Origin of the sequence: Streptomyces sp. NPDC090499, assembly GCF_044769305.1 — a bacterium.
Taxonomy (GTDB): Bacteria; Actinomycetota; Actinomycetes; order Streptomycetales; family Streptomycetaceae; genus Streptomyces.
Window position 1 is genome coordinate 919,510 of the sequence record NZ_JBIVXP010000001.1, and the last position, 23,556, is coordinate 943,065.

General features: G+C 72.2%; 25 protein-coding genes. 17 read left to right on the plus strand and 8 right to left on the minus strand.

Annotated features, from left to right (window positions below):
• The first annotated feature begins 84 nt into the window (after positions 1-84).
• Together ACIQVL_RS04280 and ACIQVL_RS04285 are read left to right on the plus strand one after the other, a co-directional pair.
• The gene (locus ACIQVL_RS04280; RefSeq protein WP_403428135.1) at positions 85-1,302 is read left to right on the plus strand and encodes an alpha/beta hydrolase; all 1,218 of its coding nucleotides are present in this window, start codon (positions 85-87) and stop codon (positions 1,300-1,302) included.
• Between the two features lie 67 nt (positions 1,303-1,369).
• Entirely contained in the window at positions 1,370-2,221 is an 852-nt protein-coding gene (locus tag ACIQVL_RS04285; RefSeq protein WP_403428134.1) for a DUF4429 domain-containing protein, read from the plus strand.
• An 82-nt stretch (positions 2,222-2,303) separates the two neighbouring features.
• Here the strand turns inward: ACIQVL_RS04285 and ACIQVL_RS04290 are convergent, their stop codons facing one another.
• Positions 2,304-2,771 (minus strand): MerR family transcriptional regulator, encoded by a 468-nt coding sequence (locus tag ACIQVL_RS04290; protein WP_403428132.1) that lies wholly within the window; start codon positions 2,769-2,771, stop codon positions 2,304-2,306.
• Positions 2,772-2,867: 96 nt separating this feature from the next.
• Between ACIQVL_RS04290 and ACIQVL_RS04295 the strand changes: the two genes are divergently transcribed.
• Together ACIQVL_RS04295 and ACIQVL_RS04300 are read left to right on the plus strand one after the other, a co-directional pair.
• Positions 2,868-3,338, plus strand: a complete 471-nt coding sequence (locus ACIQVL_RS04295) for a GNAT family N-acetyltransferase (RefSeq protein ID WP_403428131.1) — start codon at positions 2,868-2,870, stop codon at positions 3,336-3,338.
• A gap of 19 nt (positions 3,339-3,357) precedes the next feature.
• Complete coding sequence (locus tag ACIQVL_RS04300; RefSeq protein ID WP_403428129.1) at positions 3,358-4,182, plus strand: serine hydrolase domain-containing protein; 825 nt, start codon at positions 3,358-3,360, stop codon at positions 4,180-4,182.
• 176 nt (positions 4,183-4,358) lie between these two features.
• On the opposite strand, the gene ACIQVL_RS04305 is transcribed toward ACIQVL_RS04300, so the two are convergent.
• A complete protein-coding gene (locus ACIQVL_RS04305; RefSeq protein ID WP_403474792.1) occupies positions 4,359-5,012 on the minus strand; it encodes a pirin family protein in 654 nt (217 codons plus the stop codon).
• 73 nt (positions 5,013-5,085) lie between these two features.
• Between ACIQVL_RS04305 and fasR the strand changes: the two genes are divergently transcribed.
• From fasR to fabF, 5 genes are all read left to right on the plus strand, one after another.
• Positions 5,086-6,291, plus strand: coding sequence for a fatty acid biosynthesis transcriptional regulator FasR (fasR, locus tag ACIQVL_RS04310; protein WP_403428128.1), 1,206 nt, complete (start codon positions 5,086-5,088; stop codon positions 6,289-6,291).
• Positions 6,292-6,380: 89 nt separating this feature from the next.
• Positions 6,381-7,301, plus strand: a complete 921-nt coding sequence (locus ACIQVL_RS04315) for an ACP S-malonyltransferase (RefSeq protein WP_403428126.1) — start codon at positions 6,381-6,383, stop codon at positions 7,299-7,301.
• Positions 7,302-7,318: 17 nt separating this feature from the next.
• Positions 7,319-8,350: a ketoacyl-ACP synthase III gene (locus tag ACIQVL_RS04320; protein WP_403428123.1), complete on the plus strand. Its 1,032-nt coding sequence runs from the start codon at positions 7,319-7,321 to the stop codon at positions 8,348-8,350.
• Positions 8,351-8,439: 89 nt separating this feature from the next.
• Positions 8,440-8,688, plus strand: a complete 249-nt coding sequence (locus tag ACIQVL_RS04325) for an acyl carrier protein (protein ID WP_089101452.1) — start codon at positions 8,440-8,442, stop codon at positions 8,686-8,688.
• Positions 8,689-8,773: 85 nt separating this feature from the next.
• A complete protein-coding gene (gene fabF / locus ACIQVL_RS04330; RefSeq protein ID WP_366352204.1) occupies positions 8,774-10,036 on the plus strand; it encodes a beta-ketoacyl-ACP synthase II in 1,263 nt (420 codons plus the stop codon).
• A gap of 210 nt (positions 10,037-10,246) precedes the next feature.
• On the opposite strand, the gene ACIQVL_RS04335 is transcribed toward fabF, so the two are convergent.
• The gene (locus ACIQVL_RS04335; protein ID WP_093503479.1) at positions 10,247-10,741 is read right to left on the minus strand and encodes a DUF3145 domain-containing protein; all 495 of its coding nucleotides are present in this window, start codon (positions 10,739-10,741) and stop codon (positions 10,247-10,249) included.
• A gap of 253 nt (positions 10,742-10,994) precedes the next feature.
• Between ACIQVL_RS04335 and ACIQVL_RS04340 the strand changes: the two genes are divergently transcribed.
• The 3 genes from ACIQVL_RS04340 (at position 10,995) to ACIQVL_RS04350 (ending at position 14,411) form a co-directional block, all read left to right on the plus strand.
• Positions 10,995-11,894 (plus strand): SGNH/GDSL hydrolase family protein, encoded by a 900-nt coding sequence (locus ACIQVL_RS04340; RefSeq protein WP_403428119.1) that lies wholly within the window; start codon positions 10,995-10,997, stop codon positions 11,892-11,894.
• Positions 11,895-11,916: 22 nt separating this feature from the next.
• Positions 11,917-12,891: an aldose epimerase family protein gene (locus tag ACIQVL_RS04345; RefSeq protein WP_403474312.1), complete on the plus strand. Its 975-nt coding sequence runs from the start codon at positions 11,917-11,919 to the stop codon at positions 12,889-12,891.
• A gap of 284 nt (positions 12,892-13,175) precedes the next feature.
• Positions 13,176-14,411 carry a pyroglutamyl peptidase gene (locus tag ACIQVL_RS04350; protein ID WP_403474313.1) on the plus strand — a complete coding sequence of 412 codons (1,236 nt, stop codon included), beginning with the start codon at positions 13,176-13,178 and terminating at the stop codon, positions 14,409-14,411.
• Here the strand turns inward: ACIQVL_RS04350 and ACIQVL_RS04355 are convergent.
• Both ACIQVL_RS04355 and ACIQVL_RS04360 read right to left on the minus strand, forming a co-directional pair.
• A complete protein-coding gene (locus ACIQVL_RS04355) occupies positions 14,401-15,189 on the minus strand; it encodes an EI24 domain-containing protein (protein ID WP_403474314.1) in 789 nt (262 codons plus the stop codon). The genes ACIQVL_RS04350 and ACIQVL_RS04355 overlap by 11 nt on opposite strands.
• 367 nt (positions 15,190-15,556) lie before the next feature.
• Positions 15,557-16,411 carry a hypothetical protein gene (locus tag ACIQVL_RS04360; RefSeq protein ID WP_403474315.1) on the minus strand — a complete coding sequence of 285 codons (855 nt, stop codon included), beginning with the start codon at positions 16,409-16,411 and terminating at the stop codon, positions 15,557-15,559.
• A 179-nt stretch (positions 16,412-16,590) separates the two neighbouring features.
• On the opposite strand from ACIQVL_RS04360, the gene ACIQVL_RS04365 reads away from it, so the two are divergent.
• Complete coding sequence (locus tag ACIQVL_RS04365) at positions 16,591-17,751, plus strand: serine hydrolase domain-containing protein (RefSeq protein WP_403474316.1); 1,161 nt, start codon at positions 16,591-16,593, stop codon at positions 17,749-17,751.
• 167 nt (positions 17,752-17,918) lie between these two features.
• On the opposite strand, the gene ACIQVL_RS04370 is transcribed toward ACIQVL_RS04365, so the two are convergent.
• Together ACIQVL_RS04370 and ACIQVL_RS04375 are read right to left on the minus strand one after the other, a co-directional pair.
• Positions 17,919-18,338 carry an organic hydroperoxide resistance protein gene (locus ACIQVL_RS04370; protein WP_403428110.1) on the minus strand — a complete coding sequence of 140 codons (420 nt, stop codon included), beginning with the start codon at positions 18,336-18,338 and terminating at the stop codon, positions 17,919-17,921.
• A 96-nt stretch (positions 18,339-18,434) separates the two neighbouring features.
• Positions 18,435-19,433 (minus strand): NADP-dependent oxidoreductase, encoded by a 999-nt coding sequence (locus ACIQVL_RS04375; protein WP_403474317.1) that lies wholly within the window; start codon positions 19,431-19,433, stop codon positions 18,435-18,437.
• Between the two features lie 91 nt (positions 19,434-19,524).
• Between ACIQVL_RS04375 and ACIQVL_RS04380 the strand changes: the two genes are divergently transcribed.
• From ACIQVL_RS04380 to ACIQVL_RS04395, 4 genes are all read left to right on the plus strand, one after another.
• Positions 19,525-19,974, plus strand: coding sequence for a MarR family transcriptional regulator (locus ACIQVL_RS04380; protein WP_362598700.1), 450 nt, complete (start codon positions 19,525-19,527; stop codon positions 19,972-19,974).
• Positions 19,975-20,093: 119 nt separating this feature from the next.
• Positions 20,094-20,981 carry a LysR family transcriptional regulator gene (locus tag ACIQVL_RS04385; protein WP_403474318.1) on the plus strand — a complete coding sequence of 296 codons (888 nt, stop codon included), beginning with the start codon at positions 20,094-20,096 and terminating at the stop codon, positions 20,979-20,981.
• 85 nt (positions 20,982-21,066) lie between these two features.
• Positions 21,067-21,846 carry an inositol monophosphatase family protein gene (locus tag ACIQVL_RS04390; protein ID WP_403474319.1) on the plus strand — a complete coding sequence of 260 codons (780 nt, stop codon included), beginning with the start codon at positions 21,067-21,069 and terminating at the stop codon, positions 21,844-21,846.
• A complete protein-coding gene (locus ACIQVL_RS04395) occupies positions 21,843-22,457 on the plus strand; it encodes an NAD(P)-dependent oxidoreductase (RefSeq protein ID WP_403428102.1) in 615 nt (204 codons plus the stop codon). The genes ACIQVL_RS04390 and ACIQVL_RS04395 overlap by 4 nt, the downstream gene beginning before the upstream one ends.
• A 106-nt stretch (positions 22,458-22,563) precedes the next feature.
• Here ACIQVL_RS04395 and ACIQVL_RS04400 read toward each other — a convergent pair whose 3' ends face one another.
• Entirely contained in the window at positions 22,564-23,421 is an 858-nt protein-coding gene (locus ACIQVL_RS04400; protein ID WP_403474320.1) for a hypothetical protein, read from the minus strand.
• Between the last annotated feature and the right edge of the window lie 135 nt (positions 23,422-23,556).

Genomic DNA, 23,556 nt, shown 5'->3' on the forward strand with positions numbered 1-23,556 from the left:
GAGACAGGCCTCACGTTTGCCAAAACGTGATAACTGTCACTCAGTTAACGCGAGACCCCTTCGTTCTCCTAGTGTGTCCTCCCAGTGACTTCCTTCGACACCTCCCCGCCCCTCAACGTCTGGCGCGCACTGCTTGCCCTGGCCGTCGTGTTCGTGATGCTCGCGACCACCGGCTGGACCGTCCTGCGCACGCACCGCGAGACCACCGCCCTGCAGACCTCCCTCACCAAGTGGGAGCGCGGCAGCGTCCACGGCCTGCACCTGCCGGACCCGGAGGCGTCGCCCGCGCTCCTCACCCGGTTCTTCGCGTCGCTCACCGCGCAGGAGCGCGACCGGCTCGTGCACCGGTACGCGCTCGCCGTGGGCAACATGAACGGCGCCCCGGTCGAACTGCGCTACCGCGCCAACGACATCGCCCTCGACCAGCAGCGCGCCGTCGAGAAGAAACGCATGCACGACCCACGGCTCAGCACGGCCGGGCAACAGGACGCCGGCCGTCGGATGCACCGCTACGAGGCGCTGATGGCGAAGGGCCGGCAGATCCTCGCCTTCGACCCGGACGGCAGCGGCCGGGTCGCCGAGGTGTTCGGCGACCTCACCAAGGCCGAGCGGATCTCCGTCGTCGTCCCCGGCGTCGACACCGACCTGCTCACCTTCCAGAAGACGTACCGGCAGTACACCGCACCGGTCGGCATGGCCAAGGCGCTGTACGGGGCGGAGCGCACGGCGAGCCCGTCGACCCGCACGGCGGTGATCGCCTGGGCCGACTACACCGCGCCCGACGGCCTCGGCGTGGGTGCCGCGACCGGCACGGCCGCCGAGCAGGGCGCCGTACGCCTCAACGCGCTGCTGCGCGGGCTGCCGGGGGACGCGCCGGTGTCGATGTTCTGCCACAGCTACGGCTCGGTGGTCTGCGGGGTCGCCGCGCACGCCATGCCGGACCGGGTGGCCGACATAGCGGTGGCCGCGAGCCCCGGGATGCGCGTCGAGAACGCCTCCCACCTGGGCACCTCGGCCCGGGTGTGGGCGATGCGGGACGCCTCCGACTGGATCCAGGACGTCCCCTACCTGGAGCTCGGCGGACTCGGCCACGGCGCCGATCCCGTCTCCTCCGCCTTCGGGGCCCGGGTGCTGTCGGCGCACGACGCGCAGGGACACGCCGGCTACTTCGAGCCGGGCACGGACAGCCTGCGCAACCTCGCGGACGTCGGGGTCGGCGCATACGGCGCGGTGACCTGCGCCCACGACGATGACGGGTGCCGGGCGGGTTTGTCCGGCACGTTGATGGCCGGACGCGCGTAGAGACAGCAGGAAGTGCGGTATGCGCGGGGATGGGACTGGGAAGCACGTGCCGCATACGATGAGCCGCATGGGTGACGTACTGGCCGGATTTCATGCCGCCTGGGAGTTCGAGTCCGACTCCGTGCTCATCCGCTACGAACGGGGGATTCGAACACCCAAGCTGTTCCAGAGCCTGGGTGAACGACGGGTACCGCTGGCCGCGCTGGAGGGCGTGACCCTCACGCCCGGGAAGCGGGGCACGGTCGTACTGAAGGCCGAGCCGCGCCCCGGCGCCGACCCGCTCCTTGAAGCGGCGGCCGGGCAGCTGAAGGACGGCAGCGACCCGTACCGACTGGTGGTCCCGGCCGAGCGGGCGACCCTCGCCGAGTACTACGCCGACGAGCTGCGACCGCTGCTCACCGCGTCCGGACCGGCCGAAAGGTTTCTGGTCGCCGCGCCCGAGGGACCCCGGCAGTTCAAGGCGTACGACGGGAAGGCGAGCTTCGACGGCCGGGCCGTGCACTTCCGGTGGTCGTGGACGGGCGCGTCCACGGCGAAGTGGAAGGCCGGCGACCAGAGCTTCGCCGTCGCCGACCTCGGGGGTGTGGAGTGGCGGTCGCCGGAGGTCTTCGAGGGGCACCTGCGCCTGCTGCGGCGGGACCTCCTGGGAGCGGCGCCGACGGTTCCCGCCGACCAGGACCCGGCGGCCGTGGTGTTCGGGCTGGGGTACGGCCCGGTGCACGAGTCGTTGCCGTTCGCGGCGGCCGTGCTGGAGGCCCTGCGGGCCAAGGGGGCCGGTGCGGTGCCGGTGCCGGCGGGGCGGCGGGACCCCGCGGACATCGCCGAGCGGATCCGGCATCTGGGGGAGCTGCACCAGGCGGGGCTGGTGACGGACGAGGAGTTCGCCGCGAAGAAGGCGGAGTTGCTGGCGGAGCTCTAGCGGTTCCTTCGGGTGCGGATGCGGGGGGCTGGTCGCGCAGTTCCTCGCGCCCCTTACGGGGCGCTCTGGTCAACGGGGCGCTCTAGTTGCCGCCGGTCTCGTAGAAGCTGATCTTCCGGTCCAGGACCGACAAGGTGTCGTGGAGTTCGGCGATCCTCGACAGGACGTCTCTCCTCGTCTGTTCCAGCAGCTCGCGGCGCTCGGGGTAGGTCGTCTCGCCTTCCCGCACCAGTTCCGCGTAGCGGACCATGTCGGCCACCGGCATGCCGGTCAGGCGGAGCTTGGTCACGAAGTCGAGCCAGTCCAGGTCGCGGTTGCTGTAGCGGCGCTGGCCGGTGTGGGAACGGTCGATGCTGGACATCAGGCCGATCCGCTCGTACCAGCGCAGGGTGTGGGCGGTCAGGCCGGTGAAGGCGACGACCTCGCTGATCGTGTAGCGGTCCTGGCCCTCGGGACGCGGATGCCGCCGGGGCGGGGCGGAACAGATGTCGGCGGGCGCGATGTCGGGCGTCTGGGTGGGGGCCGCGGTCGTGGTGTGCATCACCGTCATGCGCCCACGCTATGACCTTCGAGTGCACTCGAAGCAAGCGGACCCGGTAAGAAATACGCGCGACGGGCGGGCCGGGCGGTCAGTAGCGTGCCGGGCATGAGTCTCGTACGCCGTGCCACGGCCGAGGACGCGGCGGAAGTGCTGCGGCTGCGCCAGGTCATGATCGACGCGCTGCCCGACGGGGACCGCTCCACGGGATGGCACACCGAGGCGCGCCCGGCACTCGAGGAGCGGCTGGGCGAGCCGGACGGGGACTTCGCCGCGTTCGTCGTCGACCATCCGGACCGGCCGGGCGCGCTGGCCGCGCTGGTCGCCGGGACCGTCGACTACCGGATCGGCAAGGCGGGCAACCCGCACGGCCGCTCCGGGTACGTCTTCAGCGTGGCCACCGACCCGGACGCCCGCCGACGCGGGTACGCGCGCGCGTGCATGGCGGAGCTGCTGGCGTGGTTCCGCGAGAGGGGTGCGGGCCAGGTGATGCTGACGGCGTCCGCCGAGGCCGAGCCCCTCTACGCGGCCCTCGGCTTCGTCCACAAGCCGGACCCCACGATGATGCTGCGCCTCTGAGCCGCTTAGGGTCGTGGGCATGTCCTTGAACAGCCTCGCGTCGATCGAGAACTGGCCCGTCCCCACCGCCGCCGCGGGTGTCGTACGCACCGACGGGACGGTCCTCGGTACTCACGGACCGGTCGATCACCGCTTCCCGCTGGCCTCCGTCACCAAGCCGCTCGCGGCGTACGCGGTGCTCGTCGCGTACGAGGAGGGTGCGGTCGAGCTGGACGAGCCGGCGGGGCCGGAGGGGGCGACGGTACGGCACCTGCTCGCGCACACCTCGGGGCTGGCCTTCGACGAGCACCGGGTCACGGCGCCGCCCGGGGAGCGGCGGCTGTACTCGAACGCCGGGTTCGAGGTGCTCGGGGAGCATGTCGCCAAGGCGACGGAGATGCCGTTCGCCGAGTATGCGCGACAGGCGGTGCTGGAACCGCTGTCCATGACGTCGACGTCGCTGGAGGGCTCACCGGCGAAGGACGGCGTGTCCTCGGTGTCGGACCTGCTCCGCTTCGCGGCCGAGCTGCAGGCGCCGCGGCTGCTGGACCCGCGGACGGTGGCGGAGGCGACGCTGACCGTGCAGTACCCCGGGACGAAGGGCGTGCTGCCGGGATACGGCCACCAGAACCCGAACGACTGGGGGCTGGGCTACGAGATCCGCGACTCCAAGTCGCCGCACTGGACGGGGGCTTCGTCCTCGCCACGCACGTTCGGGCACTTCGGGCAGGCGGGCACGTTCCTGTGGGTGGACCCGGACGCGGGGGTGGCGTGCGTCGCTCTGACGGATCGCGCCTTCGGCCCCTGGGCGATCGAGACGTGGCCGGCGTTCACGGAGGCGGTACTGGCGGAGCTGCACGGCTGAGGCGGGGAGGTAGGGACGCTCACCGGCGCTTGCCGGGTGCCGCCGCGCCCACCCGTGCCGCCCTGCGGCACGCCTGCCCGCAGCTAGGAAGCTGACGCGACTACAGCGCCCCCGCAAGGGGCGCGGGGAACTGCGCGAGCAACCCCCACCGGCCCGCGGTCGGGCAACGGTCGTGGTTAGCGGGCCATTTCCCACAGGAGTAGCTCTGTGTCGGAGATGCCCGACGCCTCCAAGTCCTTCGCGTCGGTGATCCGTACGGAGTCTCCTGGTCCCAGCTCCGCCTCCCCCAGGCGGACTTCGCCCCGGACGACGTGGACGTACACGTACGCGCCGTCCGGCACCGCCGTCCGCTCCCCCGCCCCCAGCCGGCGGACGTGCAGCATCGCGCCGGCCTCCGGGACCGCGTACGGGGTGGAGTCGGCGATGCCGCGGACGATGTCGTACGACGGCTCGCCGCCCGGCCGCACCGGGGCCAGCCACATCTGGACGAAGGTCAGGGGCAGCGGCCCGTCGTTGCGCTCCACGTGGCGGACGCCCCCCGCCGAGCTGAGGCGCTGGACGTCTCCGTGCCGGACCACCGTCTCGTGGCCCGCCGAGTCGCGGTGGGTGAGCTCGCCCTCGACCACCCACGTCACGATCTCGGTGTGGCTGTGCGGATGCTCGTCGAAGCCGGCGCCCGGCGGCAGCCGCTCCTCGTTGCAGGCGATGACCGCCCCGAAGCGCAGGTTGTCGGGGTCGTAGTGCGGGCCGAAGGAGAAGGCGTGCGACGACTCGATGCCGGTCGCCGGGTCGCCTCCCGGATAGCGCTGCGCCGCGCGCCGTACGTCCATCACGGCACCACGGTAGACCGCAGTCGGCACCCGGCGGCGCAGGCTCCCGTCCGGATAAGGCAGTCTTGTCCCCGTGCCCGAACCCGTAACACGCAAGTCCGACCCCTCGGCTCGTCCGGTCCACTCGCACTCCGCGACCCTGAAGCGGCTGGAGAAGTCGTCCGGCAGCCTCGCCGCCCAGGCCATCGCGCGGATGGACGAGACCCTGCCGTGGTACCGGGCCATGCCCCCGGAGAACCGGTCCTGGATCGGGCTTGTGGCCCAGGCGGGTATCGCGGCCTTCACCGAGTGGTTCCGGCACCCGGACGCCCCGCAGGCGATCTCGACGGACGTGTTCGGGACCGCGCCGCGGGAGCTGACCCGGGCGATCACGCTGCGGCAGACCGTGGAGATGGTGCGGACCACCATCGAGGTCATGGAGAGCGCGATCGACGAGGTCGCGGCGCCGGGCGACGAGAGCGTGCTGCGCGAGGCACTGCTCGTGTACGCCCGTGAGATCGCCTTCGCCACCGCCCAGGTGTACGCCCAGGCCGCCGAGGCACGCGGTGCCTGGGACGCCCGCCTGGAGTCGCTGGTCGTCAACGCGGTACTCAGCGGAGAGGCCGACGAGGGGGCGGTGAGCAGGGCCGCGGCGCTCGGGTGGAACTCGCCGGACAACGTGTGCGTCGTGCTCGGGACCGCGCCCGACGGGGACAGCGAGCTGACCGTCGAGGCGATCCGGCGGGCCTCCCGGCACGCCAAGCTCCAGGTGCTGACCGGGGTGCTCGGGGACCGCCTCGTCGTCATCGCGGGCGGCAACGACAATCCGCTGGCCGTGGCCAAGTCGCTGATCGGGCCGTATGCCGCGGGGCCGGTCGTGGCAGGTCCTGTGGTGCCGGACCTGCTGGCGGCCACCCGGTCCGCGCAGGCCGCCGCCGCCGGCCTCAAGGCCTGTTCCGCCTGGCAGGACGCGCCGCGGCCGGTGCTGGCGGACGATCTGCTCCCGGAGCGCGCCATCGCGGGAGATCCCAGCGCGCGCGAGCAGTTGGTGGAGGAGATCTACAGACCACTGGAAGAAGCCGGTTCGGCGCTGCTGGAAACACTGAGCGTCTATCTGGAACAGGCGAGCAGCCTGGAGGGCGCCGCCCGGATGCTCTTCGTCCACCCGAACACCGTGCGCTACCGGCTCCGACGTGTGACTGACGTCACCGGATGGTCCCCGTCCGATGTACGATCCGCCTTCACACTGCGGATCGCGCTGATCCTGGGGCGTCTGGTCGATGGAGATCCCCAGTCATAGGATTTTGTCGGGGGCCTACAAAACCCCCTCGTGTTCTTCGTCCCTGTCCCCACGGGCGGCCGTGGCCGTCCCCAAGAGAGAGTGTGAGAGTGCTCGTACTCGTCGCTCCCGGCCAGGGCGCCCAGACCCCTGGCTTCCTGACCCCCTGGCTCGACCTTCCCGGTGTCGAGGACCGTCTGCGTGCCTGGTCGGACGCCATCGGTCTCGACCTGGTGCACTACGGCACGCACGCCGGCGCGGACGAGATCCGGGACACCGCGATCGCCCAGCCGCTGCTCGTCGCCGCCGGACTCGTCTCCGGCACGGCACTCGGTGACATCGCCGCCATCGCACCGGGCGCGGTCGCCGGGCACAGCGTCGGTGAGATCACCGCGGCCGCCTTCGCGGGCGTCCTGGACGAGACCGCCGCGCTGGCCCTCGTGCGCAAGCGCGGGCTCGCCATGGCCGAGGCCGCCGCGATCACCGAGACCGGCATGTCGGCGCTGCTCGGCGGCGACCCGGAGGTCTCCGTCGCGCACCTGGAGAAGCTCGGTCTGACCCCGGCGAACATCAACGGTGCGGGGCAGATCGTCGCGGCCGGCACCCTGGAGCAGCTCGCCGCGCTGAACGAGGACAAGCCCGAGGGTGTCCGCAAGGTCGTCGCCCTCAAGGTCGCCGGCGCCTTCCACACGCACCACATGGGCCCCGCGGTCGAGAAGCTGGCCGAGGCCGCCAGGGAACTCGCGCCGCTGGACCCGAAGTTCACCTACGTATCCAACAGGGACGGCCAGGCCGTCGCGTCCGGCGCCGAGATCGTGGAGCGGCTCGTCGGCCAGGTCGCCAACCCGGTCCGCTGGGACCTGTGCATGGAGACCTTCAGGGAGCTCGGCGTCACCGCCCTCCTGGAGGTGTGCCCCGGCGGCACCCTGACCGGCCTGGCCAAGCGCGCCCTGCCCGGCGTGCAGACGCTGGCCCTGAAGACCCCCGACGACCTCGACGCGGCCCGCGAGCTCATCGCCGAGCACAGCTGAATCAGGAGCCCATTGCGATGTCGAAGATCAAGCCCAGCAAGGGTGCTCCGTACGCGCGCATCCTCGGCGTCGGCGGCTACCGCCCGACCCGTGTGGTACCCAACGAGGTGATCCTGGAGACGATCGACTCGTCCGACGAGTGGATCCGGTCGCGCTCCGGCATCGAGACCCGGCACTGGGCGGGCCCCGAGGAGACGGTCGCCGCGATGTCGATCGAGGCCTCCGGCAAGGCGATCGCGGACGCGGGCATCTCCGCCGAGCAGATCGGCGCCGTGGTCGTCTCCACCGTCTCGCACTTCAGCCAGACCCCGGCCGTCGCCACCGAGATCGCCGACAAGCTGGGCACGAACAAGGCCGCCGCGTTCGACATCTCGGCCGGCTGCGCGGGCTTCGGCTACGGCCTCACGCTCGCCAAGGGCATGATCGTGGAGGGCTCCGCCGAGTACGTGCTCGTCATCGGCGTGGAGCGGCTCAGCGACCTCACCGACCTGGAGGACCGGGCCACCGCCTTCCTGTTCGGCGACGGCGCGGGCGCGGTCGTGGTGGGTCCCGCGCAGGAGCCGGCGATCGGCCCGACGGTCTGGGGCTCCGAGGGCGACAAGTCGGAGACCATCAAGCAGACCGTGCCGTGGGACCGGTTCCGGATCGGCGACGTGTCCGAGCTGCCGCTGGACAGCCAGGGCAACGTCAAGTTCCCGGCGATCACGCAGGAGGGCCAGGCGGTGTTCCGCTGGGCCGTGTTCGAGATGGCGAAGGTCGCTCAGCAGGCGCTGGACGCGGCCGGGATCAGCGCGGACGACCTGGACGTCTTCATCCCGCACCAGGCCAATGTGCGGATCATCGACTCGATGGTGAAGACTCTCAAGCTGCCGGAGCATGTCACGGTCGCCCGTGACATCCGAACCACCGGCAACACCTCGGCCGCCTCGATCCCGCTCGCAATGGAGCGGCTCCTGGCGACCGGTGAGGCGAAGAGCGGCGACACCGCACTCGTCATCGGGTTCGGGGCGGGTCTCGTCTACGCCGCCACTGTCGTTACCCTCCCCTAGGCACTCCGTGCCGGATCATGCATCCGGAACGGGGCGCCGTCCGCAGTACCGCAGCAACCGTCTGGAACATCTAAGAAGGAGCGCCTGACATGGCCGCCACTCAGGAAGAGATCGTCGAAGGTCTCGCCGAGATCGTGAACGAGATCGCCGGCATCCCGGTTGAGGACGTCCAGCTGGACAAGTCCTTCACCGACGACCTGGACGTCGACTCGCTGTCCATGGTCGAGGTCGTCGTCGCCGCCGAAGAGCGCTTCGACGTCAAGATCCCGGACGAGGACGTCAAGAACCTCAAGACCGTCGGCGACGCGACCGGCTACATCCTCAAGCACCAGGCCTGAGGCGGTTAACTAGCCTCCGGCTGCAATGCCCCGCCACCCGGCGGTGGCGCCGTCGAATCCCGTATCCGTTGGAGAAAGAATTCCCGTGAGCCCGACCAATCGCACCGTGGTCGTCACCGGTATCGGCGCAACCACACCGCTGGGTGGCGACGCAGCTTCGTTCTGGGAGGCCCTGGTCGCCGGCAAGTCCGGCGTCCGCCTCCTGGAGCAGGACTGGGCGGCCGAGCTTCCCGTCCGTATCGCGGCGCAGATCGCCGTCGAGCCGGGCGAGATCATCCCCCGTCCGCAGGCCCGCAAGCTGGACCGGTCCGCGCAGTTCGCGCTGATCGCCGCCAAGGAGGCCTGGAAGGACGCCGGTTTCACCGCCAAGGCCGGTGAGGACGCGTCCGCCAACCCCGACCGGGTCGGCGCCGTCATCGCCTCCGGCATCGGCGGTGTGACGACCCTGCTCGACCAGTACGACGTGCTCAAGGAGAAGGGCGTACGCCGTGTCTCCCCGCACACCGTGCCGATGCTGATGCCCAACTCGCCGGCCGCCAACGTCGGTATCGAGCTGGGTGCGCGGGCCGGTGTGCACACGCCCGTGTCGGCCTGCGCCTCCGGCGCCGAGGCCATCGGGTACGCCATCGAGATGATCCGCACCGGCCGTGCGGACGTCGTCGTGGCCGGCGGTACGGAGGCCGCGGTGCACCCGCTGCCGATCGCCGCGTTCGGCAACATGATGGCGATGTCCAAGAACAACGACGACCCCGAGGGTGCGTCGCGTCCCTACGACTCCGGCCGTGACGGCTTCGTCCTCGGTGAGGGCGCGGGCGTGATCGTCCTGGAGTCCGAGGAGCACGCGAAGGCGCGCGGGGCGCGGATCTACGCGGAGGCGGTCGGCCAGGGCATCTCGGCCGACGCGCACCACATCACGCAGCCGGAGCCGTCGGGCAACGGGATCGCGCACGCGCTGCAGAACCTGCTCGACAACACGGATCTGAAGCCGGCCGAGATCGTGCACGTCAACGCGCACGCGACGTCGACGCCGCAGGGTGACGTGGCCGAGATCAAGGCGCTGCGGAAGGTGTTCGGCGACGACGTCGACCACATGGCGATCTCCGCGACCAAGTCGATGACCGGTCACCTGCTGGGTGGTGCCGGCGGTATCGAGACCGTCGCGTCGATCCTGGCGCTGGTGAACCGGACGGCTCCGCCGACCATCAACCTCGACGACCTCGACCCCGAGGTCAACGCGGACGTGGTGCGGGGCGAGGCCCGGCAGCTGCCCGAGGGCAGGATCGCGGCGCTGAACGACTCGTTCGGGTTCGGCGGCCACAACGTGGTCCTCGCGTTCCGGACCGTGTGAAAAACATTGCCTTAAGGCCTGTGGCCCAAGCTCCGGTGCCGGAGTTTGGGCCACAGTGCGTTTCGTTGTCGGCCGACGGTGGGTGGGGGTTGTTCGCGCAGTTCCCCGCGCCCCTAAAAGAAAAAAGAAAGGGGCGCTGCAGTGCGCCCCTTCAGGGGCGCGGGGAACTGCGCGACAAGCCACGACGGCGCCGCAGCGGCAGACGGCCGGTCAGACCACTTGGTGGAGCCACCGCACCGGCGCGCCCTCGCCCGCGTAGCGGAACGGCTCCAGTTCGTCGTCCCAGGGCTTGCCGAGCAGCTTGGCGATCTCGGCCTCCAGGGCCGTCTCGCCGCGCTGTGAGCGGGTCAGGGCGGCCCGCAGGCGGTCCTCGGGGATGAGGATGTCGCCGTGGATTCCGGTGACCGCGTGGAAGATGCCGAGGTCGGGGGTGCAGCTGTAGCGCTCGCCCTCGGCCTTCGCGCAGGGCTCGGCGGTGACCTCGAAGCGGAGCAGGTGCCATCCGCGCAGCGCGGACGCCAGTTTGGAGGCCGTGCCGACCTCGCCCTGCCAGGAGAACTCGGAGCGCCAGGTGCCGGGTGCGGCCGGCTGGCGGATCCAGTCGAGGTTGACGCGCGTGCCGAGCACCCCGGCGACGGCCCACTCGACGTGCGGGCACAGCGCGCGGGGCGCGGAGTGCACGTACAGGACTCCACGTGTCGTCACCGGAACCTCCGGGCTGAGCGGGACATCTTGCTGGTTGGCCGGCGGCAGTGGCACGACCGCCGCGTTGATGGCGAGGCTACCGTGCGGTGGCGCAAGGAGTGTGACGTACCGTCGGTCCCACAGCCAGGAAACCCCTGCCATTCACCCAGGGGGACGCTTGTACGGGGGTGGTCCGTTGCACGGCGCGGGCCGGGAACTCCCGTGCGTTGTCATTACGGGGGACGATCGGGCAAACGGAGAGGACCGACGGGGTATGCGCAAGCAGCGACGCCGGCGTTCGCGTGCCCTGGCAGGCGCCGTCGCCGTCACCGCCGCGCTGGGGGTGGCCGGGTGCGATGTGCTGGGGGGTTCCTCCGGCGCGACCGGGAGCGAGCGGACGCGGGTCTCGCGGGCCGTACAGGTGTGGGACCGCAGCCCGGCCTCGATCGCGGCCGTCGGCGACTCCATCACCCGCGGTTTCGATGCCTGCACGGTCCTCTCGGACTGCCCCGAGGTGTCCTGGGCGACCGGTACCAGCGAGCAGGTGGACAGTCTCGCGGTACGGCTGCTGGGGCGGGCGCGGGCGGCCGACCACAGCTGGAACTACGCGGAGACCGGCGCCCGGATGGCCGACCTGCCGGGGCAGATGGCCGACGCGGCGGTACGCAGGCCCCAGTTGGTGACGGTGATGGCGGGGGCGAACGACGCCTGCCGTACGTCGGTGCGGGCGATGACCTCGGTGGCCGACTTCCGCAGCGAGTTCGAGGACGCGCTGGCCACCCTGCGCAAGGCGCTGCCGAAGACGCAGGTGTACGTGGCGAGCGTGCCGAACCTGAAGCGGCTGTGGTCCGAGGGGCGGACCAACCCGCTGGGCAAGCAGGTGTGGAAGCTGGGCATCTGCCCGTCCATGCTGTCCGACGCCGACAACCTGGCCGGCGCGGCGACCCTGCGCCGGGACAAGGTGCAGCAGCGGGTCGAGGACTACAACAAGGTGCTGGAGGCGGTCTGCGCCAAGGACCGGCGGTGCCGGTTCGACGGCGGCGCGGTGTACGCGTACCGGTTCGGGACCGATCAGCTCAGTCACTGGGACTGGTTCCATCCGAGCGCCGACGGCCAGTCGAAGCTGGCCGCGATCGCCTACCGGGCCGTCACCGCCAAGGATCCGGTGGACTAGACCCTTGGCTTAGGGTTTCCCCATGAGCGAACTTTTCGGCACACTTCCCGACGGCACCGAGGTGCACCGCTGGACACTGGAGCGGGCGGGGACCCGGGTGCGGGTGCTGTCGTACGGCGGGATCGTGCAGTCGGCCGAGGTCCCGGACCGGGACGGGCGGACCGCGGACGTGGTGCTGGGGTTCGCCGGTCTGGACGGCTACCTGGAGAACCCGGGGCCCTACTTCGGCGCCCTGGTCGGCCGGTACGCCAACCGGATCGCGCACGCCCGCTTCCCGCTGGACGGCGTGACCTACGCCCTGGAGCCGAACAACGCGCCCAACTCGCTGCACGGCGGCACCCGCGGATTCGACAAGCGGGTGTGGGAGGCCGCGGCCGTCGAGCACGGGGTGCGGCTGTCCCGGGTGAGCCCGCACGGGGAAGAGGGGTTCCCGGGGCGGCTGGCGGTCGCCGTGACGTACACGCTGGACGAGGCGGGCGCGCTGCACATCTCCTACGAGGCGGTCACCGACGCGCCGACGGTCGTGAACCTCACCAACCACAGCTACTTCAACCTGGCGGGCTCCGGGCACGCGGGCGGCCACGAACTGCGGATCGCGGCCTCGCGCTACACCCCCGTGGACGCGGACCTGATTCCGACGGGGGTGCCGGCGGACGTCTCCGGCACCCGTTTCGACTTCCGTACGGCCCGCAAGACCGGCTCCGGCTACGACCACAACCTCGTCCTCGACAAGGGGGTGACGGAGACTCCGGTGGAGATCGCCGAGCTGTACGACCCGGCGTCCGGCCGCACCCTCACCGTGGCCACCACCGAACCGGGCGTCCAGCTCTACACCGCCGAACACCTGACCGGCCCCTTCGCCCCCGGCGACGGTGTCGCCCTGGAGACCCAGCACTTCCCGGACTCCCCCAACCGCCCCGACTTCCCGAGCACCCGGCTGGACCCGGGCGGGGCCTACCGCTCGGCGACGGTGTACGGCTTCGGGGTGCGGGACTGACGCCCGCCCGCCGACGGGCCACCGCCATGTGACACGCAAGCCCCGGTCCAGGGGTCAGGTCCCGGACCGGGGCTGCTCAAGGGGGACGCGTCCCGGCTCCGACCTTAGCCGCGGCTGTGAGAGGACGGCCGGTCATCGGGCGCGTCGCAGCGATCTCGTACGAACCCTTCACAAACGCCGACGGGTTCGCTGGGCGGCCCATGGTGTAGACCACATCGCGGCCCGCACGCGATACTGCGCCCGATCGGCACCACGCACCCCACTGCGACGGAAGGCCAACTCCCTTGACTTCCCCACGTGTTCGGATCGGCGTCCTCGGCATCGTGCTGCTGGCCGGAGCGCTCGTCCCCACCGCCGCGCACGCCGGCACCGCCCCCTCCCCCACCGTCGAGGAACAGCGGCTCGACCAGCCGGTGCCGCAGGAGATACTCCGGCGGTCCGGATTCGACACCGTGGCACCCGGGTTCGCCCGTGCGCTGGAGCACACCCGCTCCTACCCGCAGGCCCGGCAGGCCGTGGCACGGCAGGGGGCGGCGCTGTGGCGGCGGGCCGTGGACCGGGCGCAGGGGCGCGGGCCCGCCGGGGGCGACCTCGACCGGGACGACGACCGGCCGCTGTACTGGGCACGGCTCGGGATGACGCGCCAGGTGCGTACCTGGGAGCCGGGGTTCGCGGTGAGCGAGCGGCAGCGGGCCGCGCTGCTGGACCTGCTGGAGCGGACCTCGCGCGGGCAGACGGACATCCGCTACCCCGGCAAGGGCCTCCGGCGGATCCTCGTCACCGGGTTCGACCCGTTCACGCTGGACCGGGACATCAGGATCTCCAACCCGTCCGGGGCGAGCGCGCTGGCCCTCGACGGGACCGTGATCGAGACCGCCGAGGGGCCCGCGCGGGTGGAGACGGCGGTGTTCCCGGTGCGGTGGGACGACTTCGCGGCCGGGACCGTGGAGCGGACGCTGCGGCCGTACCTGCCGAAGGTGGACCTGTTCACGACCGTGAGCCAGGGGCGGGTCGGGCGGTTCGACGTGGAGCGGACGAACGGCGCCTGGCGGGGCGGCTTCCCGGACAACGAGAACGTGAGCCGGACCGGGACCGTCCCGGTCGCCGACCCGGCGTCGCAGCCGCAGTGGACGACCACCACCCTCCCGTACGCGGCGATCACGGCGGCGGACACGGGGCGTTTCCCGGTGTACGACCACACCGAGGTGACCGAGATACCCGCGGGTGGGACCGACCCCGTCGTACGGGCGGACGGGCCGACCGCCGGGTCCACCGCGCGGGCCGGGGGCGGCGGGGACTACCTGTCCAACGAGATCGCCTACCGGGCCACCCTGCTGCGCGACCGGCTCGGGCTGCACGGCACGCTGCCCGGCGGGCATGTGCACACGCCGGTGCTGCAGTTCGGTGCCGGGAACACGACGCAGGTGACCGACCCGGAGTTCGTGCGGAACCGGGTGGACATCATCGACCAGGTGCGGGCGATCGTGACCGTGGCGGCCGACGCGGGCTTCAGGAACTGACGGGCTCGTCCGCCCGCTCGTCCTCCGCCGCCGTCTCCTCGCCCAGCAGGTCGCGGGCGAGGAGGGTGGCGCCCGCGACCGCGCCCGGCATCAGGAACACCGCGACGAACGGGACCAGGAAGGCCAGGCCCAGCGGGGTGCCGAAGCCCCACACCAGGGTCTTGCGGGACCGGAGCAGGGCGAGCCGGGCGCGCAGGTCGACGCCGCGGCGCTGGAGGGCGACGGCGGCGAGTTCCTCAGTGAGGAAGAAGCCGGTCACGAAGAAGCCGACGACCGGTACGACGGTCTGCCCGACGAAGGGCAGGAAGCCGAGGGCGAACAGCAGGACGCCCCACAGGCCGGCCCGGACCAGGACGCGCAGGCTGTCCCTGGCGGAGATCCACAGCTCGCGCCAGAACGGCAGCCCGGACTCGGGCGCGGTGCCGTCGGGCGAGACGTCCGCGTCGACCTTCTCGGAGAGGTTCTCGTAGAACGGCTGGCCGACCAGCAGCGTCACCGCGGTGAAGGTGAGGACGGCGCCGAGCAGGCCGAGGGCGAACAGGACGGCGGTGAGGAAGCCGCGGAAGAGCCCGAGCCAGGGGCTGGACCAGTCGTCGGCGAACGGGGTGGCCCAGGCGACGAAGTCCGCTCCCCATATCGCGAGGGCGACCAGGGCCGCCGCGTAGAGGACCAGGGTGATCAGGCCGGGCAGCAGACCGAACCCGAACTGCCTGCCGTGCCGCCCGACCCACCGCTGGCCCTTGAGGAGATAGCCAAAACCCACCCCGAGATCACGCATGGCCAAAACTTTACCGGCGCGCGGACCCCACAGGGGCGCAGGCCCCGCAGGGGCGCAGGCCCCGCAAGGGGCGCAGGCCCCAAAAGGACGCAGGCCCCGCAAGGGGCGCAGGCCCCAAAAGGACGCAGGCCCCGCAAGGGGCGCAGGCCCCAAAAGGACGCAGGCCCCAAAGGGGCGCAGGCCCCAAAAGGACGCAGGCCCCAAAAGGACGCAGGCCCCGCAAGGGGCGCAGGCCCCAAAGGGACGCAGGCCCCGCAAGGGGCGCGGGGCTGTATCCATATGCGGCTCCGCCGCGTGGGCGCGACCAGCCGCCACGCACCCGCAGACGAACGACAACGCACGCATCCCGGCCACCCCAGCGGAGCGCCTACGCGGGGGTCACCGCCACCACCACGCCCCGGTCCGCCGCCGGGCTGACCGCCGCCGACACGCGTACCGCCGTCGCCCGGGCCACCCGGCCCGCGCCGGCCGCGGAGGCCAGCAGGAGGGGCTGGAGGTGTTCGAGCCCGGTCACGGCGAGTTCCTCGGCGGCGATCAGGGCCGGTCCCGCCGCCCTGGCCGTCTTCGCCGCCGCCTCCGTCAGGTCGGCCAGCGGTGGCAGCGCGGCCCGGACCACGCCCGCGCCCGCCGCGGTCGCACGCTCGGCGAGGGCCACCTGGAGGGGCAGCAGCGGGGCCACGGCCGAGGTGACGGCGTCGGCGATGCGGTGGAGTTCGGGGGCGGAGTCCCGGAGGGCCCCGGCCGCGGTGCGCAGCAGCGGGGTGAGGGCCAGCAGGACGCCGGCCGCCCCGCCCGCGGCCGCGGGCAGCAACGGGGACAGCGCCTCGGTCAGTTCGCGGAGCGCCGCCGCGAACTCCTCCACCGCCGGCTCCACCGCGTCCAGCAGCGGCAGCAGGCTGTCCCTGAGGGCCGTCAGGAGCGGCTCCGCCACCGGGTGCACGGCCAGCGGGGCGCCGCTGGTGCCGAGCCGGGTGAGGGTCTCCACGACGCGGTAGAAGGCCTCCTGCGCCCCCGGTGCGGCACTGGCCTCGGCCAGCTCGGCGGTCGTGCGTCGCAGGACGCGCAGGAGTTCGGGGGCCGAGCCCTCGCGCGGGTCCAGGGTGTTGAGCGCGATCTTCGTGAGGTTCTGGGCGGTGTCCAGGAGCTGGCCGGTGATGTCGGTGGTGCTGCGGGCCATGCGCAGCACGTCCGCCCTGCCGGGAAGTGAGGGAATCGTCGCCATGGGCCGGGGCCCTCCCGCCGCTGTGGGGTCTGTCCGCGGTGTGTCCGCCCTCAGCATGCCCCGGTTGAGTCGAACAGGTACATCTCGCCGTACCGATCGCAGGAAGGGGTAGGTCGCCCAGGTGGGTAGGGCGTTGTTCACAGTGGGAGCTGCCCCGGCGGCTCGGTTGAGGAGAGCGGATGACGCAGGAGATCACCGTCCAGGGCACGGTCGCGGAGGGCTTCGAGGCGGTGCGCGAGGAGTTCGCCGCCTTCGTCGCCGGCGGACCGGCCGACTACGAAGGGCAGTTGTGTGCGTACGTCCACGGCCGGCGGGTCGTCGACCTGTGGGCGGGCGAGGGGGCCGGCGGGGACTGCCTGTACGGCGTGTTCTCGTCCACCAAGGGGGCCGCGCACCTGGTCGTGGCGATGCTGGTGCAGGACGGCACGCTGGAGCTGGACCGTAAAGTCACCTACTACTGGCCGGAGTTCGGCGCGGAGGGCAAGGGCACGCTGACCCTGCGGGACCTGCTGGCGCACCGGGCGGGCCTGGTCGGCACCGACTCCGGGTTCGGCCCGCAGGAGCTCGCCGACGACCGGGCGATGGCCGAACGTCTCGCCGACCAGCGGCCGTTCTGGCGCCCTGGCACGGCCTTCGGCTACCACGCCCTGGTCATCGGGGCCCTCACCGGCGAGGTGGTACGGCGCGCGACCGGCCGTACCCTCCAGGACGTCTACGAGGAGCGGGTCCGGGCGCCGTACGGCCTCGGCTTCTTCCTGGGCCTGCCGGCCGCGCACGAGCCGCTCTTCCGCACGACCCTGCCGATGCGGCCCACGGCCGACCAGCAGGCTCTGCTCGACTCCGCCCCGTCCGGCCCGCAGACCCTCGCGGGGATCGCCTTCAACGAGCACGCCGCAGAACCCACGGACCTGACGGCCCTCCCCAACGACCGGCTGGTCCGCGCCAAGGGCCCGGCCTCCTTCGGCGGGGTGGCGTCCGCGCGCGGCCTGGCCGGGATGTACGCGGCGCTGCTCAGCGAGGTCGACGGCAAGGCCGCGCTGCTGAAGGAGGACACGGTGGCGGAGTTCGGCCAGTTCCACTCGGTCGGCTACGACCTGGTGGCCCGCGTGCACAAGTCGTACGGCCTCGGCTTCCAGGCGACCGCGGACACCTGGCACCCGTTCCTGGGCGCGGGCACCGTCGGCCACAGCGGGGCGGCGGGCTCCCAGGCCTTCGCGGACCCGCGCAGCGGGGTCGCCTACGGCTACACACGGCGCCGGTTCGCGTTCCCGGGCGGCGCGGCGCCGGAGAACGACCGGTTCGCACTGGCCGTGCACAAGGCAGCACTCGCGACACGCTGAGCTCAGCCAGCCCAAGGGGCGCTGGCGGTCCCCCGGCCGAAGGCTGGGGGAGGAACTGCGCGACCAGCCACGACGCACCCGCAGCCGGCACTGCATCCGCGCCGGCAGACGAGAGACCGCACCCCACGTCCAAGGGTGCGGCCTCCGCACTACGCCAACGACGGACGTCAGGCCAGCGTCACGCCGATGTTCCCGCGTGTCGCCTTCGAGTACGGGCAGACCCCGTGCGCCTGCTCGACGAGGTCACGGGCGGCCTTCTCCTCGACGCCCGGAATCTCCGCCGAGATCTCGACGATGATCCCGAACCCCTCCGCGTTCCTGCCGAGCCCGACCTTCGCGGTCACCCGGGACCCTGACACGTCGACCCCGGCCTGTCGGGCGACGACCGCCAGCGCTCCCTGGAAGCACGCGCTGTACCCGGCGGCGAACAGCTGCTCCGGGTTGGTCCCGGCGCCGCTGCCGCCCAGTTCCTTCGGCGGGTTGACGACGAGGTCGAGCCGGCCGTCGTCGGTGGCGACCCGGCCGTCACGGCCGTTCTCGGCGGTGGCGACGGCGGTGTAGAGGACGTCGGACTGCTGAATGGGCATGCGGTTTCTTCTCTCCTCGGTCCGCCGCGACTCGCGCCCACGATCGACGGCGGTTTCGGAAAGAAGTTACCGCATGCCGGAAACGGCAGGCCAGACCTACAGCTTGACGATCATCTTTCCGGTGTTGTCGCCGCGCAGGACCCCGAGGAACGCCTCCAGGTTGTTCTCGATGCCCTCGACGACCGTCTCGCGGTACTTCAGCTGCCCGGAGGCCACCCACGGGCCGACCTCGGCGACGAACTGCGGCTGCAGGTCGTAGTGGTCGCCGACCAGGAAGCCCTCGATCCGGCCGCGGGTCTGGATGAGGCGGGCGAGGTTCTTCGGGCCGGGGGCGGGCTCGGTGTTGTTGTAGACGGAGATCATGCCGCAGACCGCGATCCGGCCGTCCCGGTTGAGCTGCCCGATGGCCGCCTCCAGGTGGTCGCCTCCGACGTTGTCGAAGTAGACGTCCACGCCGTCGGGCGCGGCCGCCCGCAGCTGCTCGGCGACCGAGCCGTTCTTGTAGTTGAAGGCCGCGTCGAAGCCGTACTCCTCGACCAGCAGCTTGACCTTGTCGTCGGAACCGGCCGAGCCGATCACCCGCGAGGCGCCCTTGAGCTTGGCGATCTGGCCGACCTGGCTGCCGACCGCGCCGGCCGCGCCGGAGACGAAGACCGAGTCGCCCTCCTTGAAGGAGGCGGTGCGCAGCAGGCCGGCGTAGGCGGTGAGACCGGTCATGCCGAGCACGCCGAGGTACGTCGACAGGGGCGCGGCGCCGGCGTCGACCTTGACGGCGTTCTTCGCGTCCATGACCGCGTACTCGCGCCAGCCGAAGAAGTGCAGGACGTGGTCGCCGGCCGCGATGCCCTCGGCGTTCGACTCGACGACCTCGCCGACCGCGCCGCCCTGCATGACCTTGCCCAGCTCGAAGGGGGCGGCGTAGGACTTGGCGGCACTCATTCGGCCGCGCATGTACGGGTCGACGGAGAGGTACTTGTTCCGCACGAGCACCTGCTCCTCGCCCGGTGTGGGGACCTCGGCCTCGACCAGGGCGAACTCCTCCGGCTTCGGCCAGCCGACGGGACGGCTCAGCAGGTGCCACTCGCGGTTGATCATGACATGCGCCTTTCCGAAATTACTTCAGTACCTGAAACAACCATGCGCCTGAATATTTCATGATGTCAAGTAACGCGGTACCCTGGAGCGCATGTCGTCCACACGGTCCACCCCCGCGCAGACCCGCCGCCCCGACGCCCTGACCCTGGAGGTCGTCGAGCTCATCGGGGACGTCGTGGCCCGTTTCTACGCGGACTACGAGGAGGCGGCGGGCGAGCACACGCTGACCGGGGCGCAGGCCCGGCTGCTCAGCCTGCTCTCGCTGGAGCCGCTGCCGATGCGGAAGCTGGCGCAGAAGCTGAAGTGCGAGCCGTCGAACGTGACGGGGATCGTGGACCGGCTGGAGGCGCGCGGGCTCGTGGAGCGCCGGCCCGACCCGGCCGACCGCCGGGTGAAACTGGCCGCGGCGACGGACGAGGGGCGCCGGGTCGCCCGCGACCTGCGCGAGGGGCTGCGCTTCGCGCGGGAGCCGCTGGCGGGGCTTTCGGACGAGGAACGACTGTCGTTGCGGGATCTGCTGCGCAGGATGCTCGACGCGTAGGCGCTTCGCCGGGAGGCCGCGGTGGGTTGTTCGTCGGCTGACCGCCGGTGGGGGCTTGTCGCGCAGTTCCCCGCGCCCCTTCGGGGCGCTGCCCAGCGGGGGAGCCTAGAGTCACCGGGATGCAGATGGATCTCAACCTCCTGACGGTACTCGACGCGCTGCTGGAGGAGGGGAGCGTGACGGGGGCGGCCGACCGGCTTCGGCTCTCCGCGCCCGCGGTCAGTCGGAGTCTGGGCCGGATCAGGCGGCTGACCGGCGATCAGATCCTGGTGCGTACCGGCCGGACGATGACGGCGACGCCGTACGCGCTGGCGGTGCGGGCGGACCTGCACCGGCTGGTACAGGAGGCGCAGGGGCTGCTGGCGCCGCAGCGGCGGCTGGATCTGGCCACGCTGGAGCGGACGTTCACCCTGCAGTTCCACGACGCCGTCACCACCGCGATCGGCCCCGGGCTCCTCGAGGCCGTACGGGACCGGGCGCCCGGTGTGCGGCTGCGGTTCCTGGCCGAGGCCGGTACGGACACGAACGACCTGCGGCACGGGCAGGTGGACATCGAGGTCGGCGCCACCGAGCCGGCCGCCCCCGAGATCCGTTCACAGACGCTGGGCGAGGACCGGCTGATGGTCGCCGTGCCCGGGGACCGTCCGGGCGGGCGGCTGACCCTCGCGCAGTACGCCGCGGCCGACCATGTCCTCGTGTCCCGGCGAGGCCGCCTGCGGGATCCGGTCGACGAGGCCCTGGAGGAGCACGGTCTCCGGCGCCGGACGGTCGCCGCGGTGCCGACGGCGGCGGCAGCACTGGATTTCGCGCGGGGCAACGACGTGCTGGTGACCGTGCCGGCGCGGATGTGCGGGGAGGCCGTCGCACAGCGGGGACTGCGGCTGACGGACCTGCCGGTGACCGTGGCACCCGTACCGCTGATCGCGGCCTGGCACCAGCGCTACGAGGACGACCACGCCCACCGGTGGCTGCGTGAGCAGGTCAGGGCCATGATTGCGTCTCGGTAAATCCAGAGTTGAGAACGTTGCACTGGACGCAACTACGGTCCGGGCCCTTCACTGGTGTCAACGCCGGCGAAGGGGAGGAAAACCCATGGAACTCCTGGAGAAAGTCGTCGAGATCGCCCGCGAGGCGGGCGAGCGGCTGCTGAAGACGTACTCGGCCGAGGCGCGCCCGAAGAGCCGCGCCGACATGTACGCCTTCGGCCGGCGGATCGAGGGCAGCACCAGCGAATACCTGGAGGCCGCGCTGCGCGAGCTGCGGCCCGGGGCCGGCTGGGTCACCGACGAGCTGGAGGGCAGCGACCTGCCCGCGGGCGAATGGTGGGCGACCGACGGGATCGAGGGGGCCGTCAACCACGTCCACGGGCTGCCCGAGTGGTCGGTCAACATCACGCTGATCCGGGACAACGTCCCCGTGCTGACCGTCGTGCGGATGCCGGTGCCGGACCTGACCTACACCGCCGTACGGGGCGAGGGCGCCTTCCTCGACGGGGTGCGGCTGCGCGTGTCGGAGAAGCGGAGCCTGGACGCGGCGGTCGTCACGGCCAGCCAGGCGCCCGGCAGCCCGGAGGCCAACGGGCGCTTCGGCGGCGCGGTGGCCGCGATGATGGGCGTGTCGCTGCTGGTGCGCAACACCATCCCGACCACGTTCCCGCTGCTGGCCGTCGCCTCCGGGCAGTACGACGTCTTCTGGCAGTACGAGCCCGACCTGCCGGGTGTCGCGGCCGGCGCGCTGCTGGTCTCCGAGGCCGGCGGAACCGTCACCGACCTGCGCGGTGAGCCGTGGCGGCCGGGCAGCCCCGACGTCCTGATCGCCGCGCCGGGCCTCCACGAGGCCGCCCGCGCCGTCCTGGGCGCCGTCGCGTCATGAACGTCACGATCCTCGGCGCGTCCGGCGGTACCGGACTGCAGCTGACCCGGCAGGCCCTCGAACGCGGGCACACGGTGGTGGCCGTCGCACGCGATCCCGGGCGGATCTCCGTGCCGGACGGGACCCGGCTGACCCGGATCGCCGCGGACGTCCGCGATGCGGCACGGCTGGCCGAGGCGCTGCGGGACAGTACGACCGTGCTGTCCGGGCTCGGCATCAGCGGCGGCAGCGAGCCGGGCATCCTGACGGCGGGCGCGCGGGCGGCCGTCGACGCGGGCGCCCGGGTGATCTGGCTCGGCGCCTTCGGCACCGGTGCGACCGCGCAGGCGGCCGGCGGGTTCACCCGCAACCTGCTGCGGACGTTCATGAAGTCCGAGATGGACGACCGGGTGACGGCGTGCGAGGTGGTGACCGAGGCCGGTGGCACGGTGTTCCACGCCGGGCCGCTGGCGGACACGCCGCTGAGCGCGAGCCGGCGCACGCTCGGCGTGGAGGAGGCGCCGAGGAGGTTCTTCCCGGCGCGGGTGGGGCGGGCGACGGTCGCGGCGGCGATGCTGGACGAGGCCGAGAGCGGGAGCCATCCGGGGCGGACGTTGATTCCGGTGGACTGAGGAAGGGTTTGCTGGGTTTGCTCCAGTGGACGGTTCGGGTGCGGGCGGATGGGGGCCGGTCACGCGGTTCCTCCCCCGGCGCCGCCTCAGGGGCGCGACGCCCCGCCTACGAACACCACCACAGGAACCGGGTGCACGTCTTGCTCGGGGACGGGGAGGGCGACGGGTCCGACGTCGTCGGGGTCGCCGTCGGGGTCGATCCCGTCGTGGATGTCGCCGTCGCCGTCGGCCTGCCGGTGACCGGGTTCGTCGTCGCCGACTGGGCGTCCGTGTCCTTCGGGGAGGCCGAAGGGGAGGCGGACGCCTTGTCCTTCGAGGAGGACGGGGACGGGGAGGCGGAGGGGTCGGCCGAGGCGGAGTCCGTCGCGCCGGTCGCGCCGGAGGTGTCGTCCAGGGGCTGGGCCGTCGTGGTCGGGGACGACGTCGACGTACCGCCGTCGGCGGTGTCGCCGCCCGCCGAGGCCGGGCCGGGGCTGGTGAACGGTATGGCGTCCGTACCGAGTTCGGCGAGGCTCAGGCCGCCGGCCGCCAGCACGCACGCCGCGGCCACCAGCAGGACCCTGCGGCGCCGGCGGCGATGGGCCGCGGCCTTGCGGTCGCGACGGCTCCCGTCGGGTGCGGACTGCGGCTCCTCGGGATCCTCGGCGAGGGCCTCGGCGGCCTGCCCCCGGCTCCGGCCGCCGCGCCCGCGCGCCGCCCGCCGCCGGTCGGCCCGGCCGACCGACGGCACTCCGTCGTCCTCGGCCTCGGCGTCCTCGGCCTCGGCGCCCTCGGTGTCCGCCGGGCCGTGGTCGTACCCGCCGCCGGCGAACCGCGGCTCCGTGTACGGGGTTTCACCGGGCGTGACCGGTGCGGAGGTGGACGCTTCCGGCGCTGACGCGCGTAGCGTTTCGGCGGCGGTGCCGCACCCCGGGCAGGCGAGGGCGCCGTTGAGGTGCCGTCGGCACGGGTGGCAGTAGTCCATGACGCGGGAAGACTAAGTTCCCCACGAGTCACTTAACCAGCCACCCCTGTGAAGGTTCTGTGGGGGACCGAAAAACGTAGCGCAAGCCTTGCCGAAACCGTTACCTGTTCGACCCATTGACACCCCTGCCGCCCC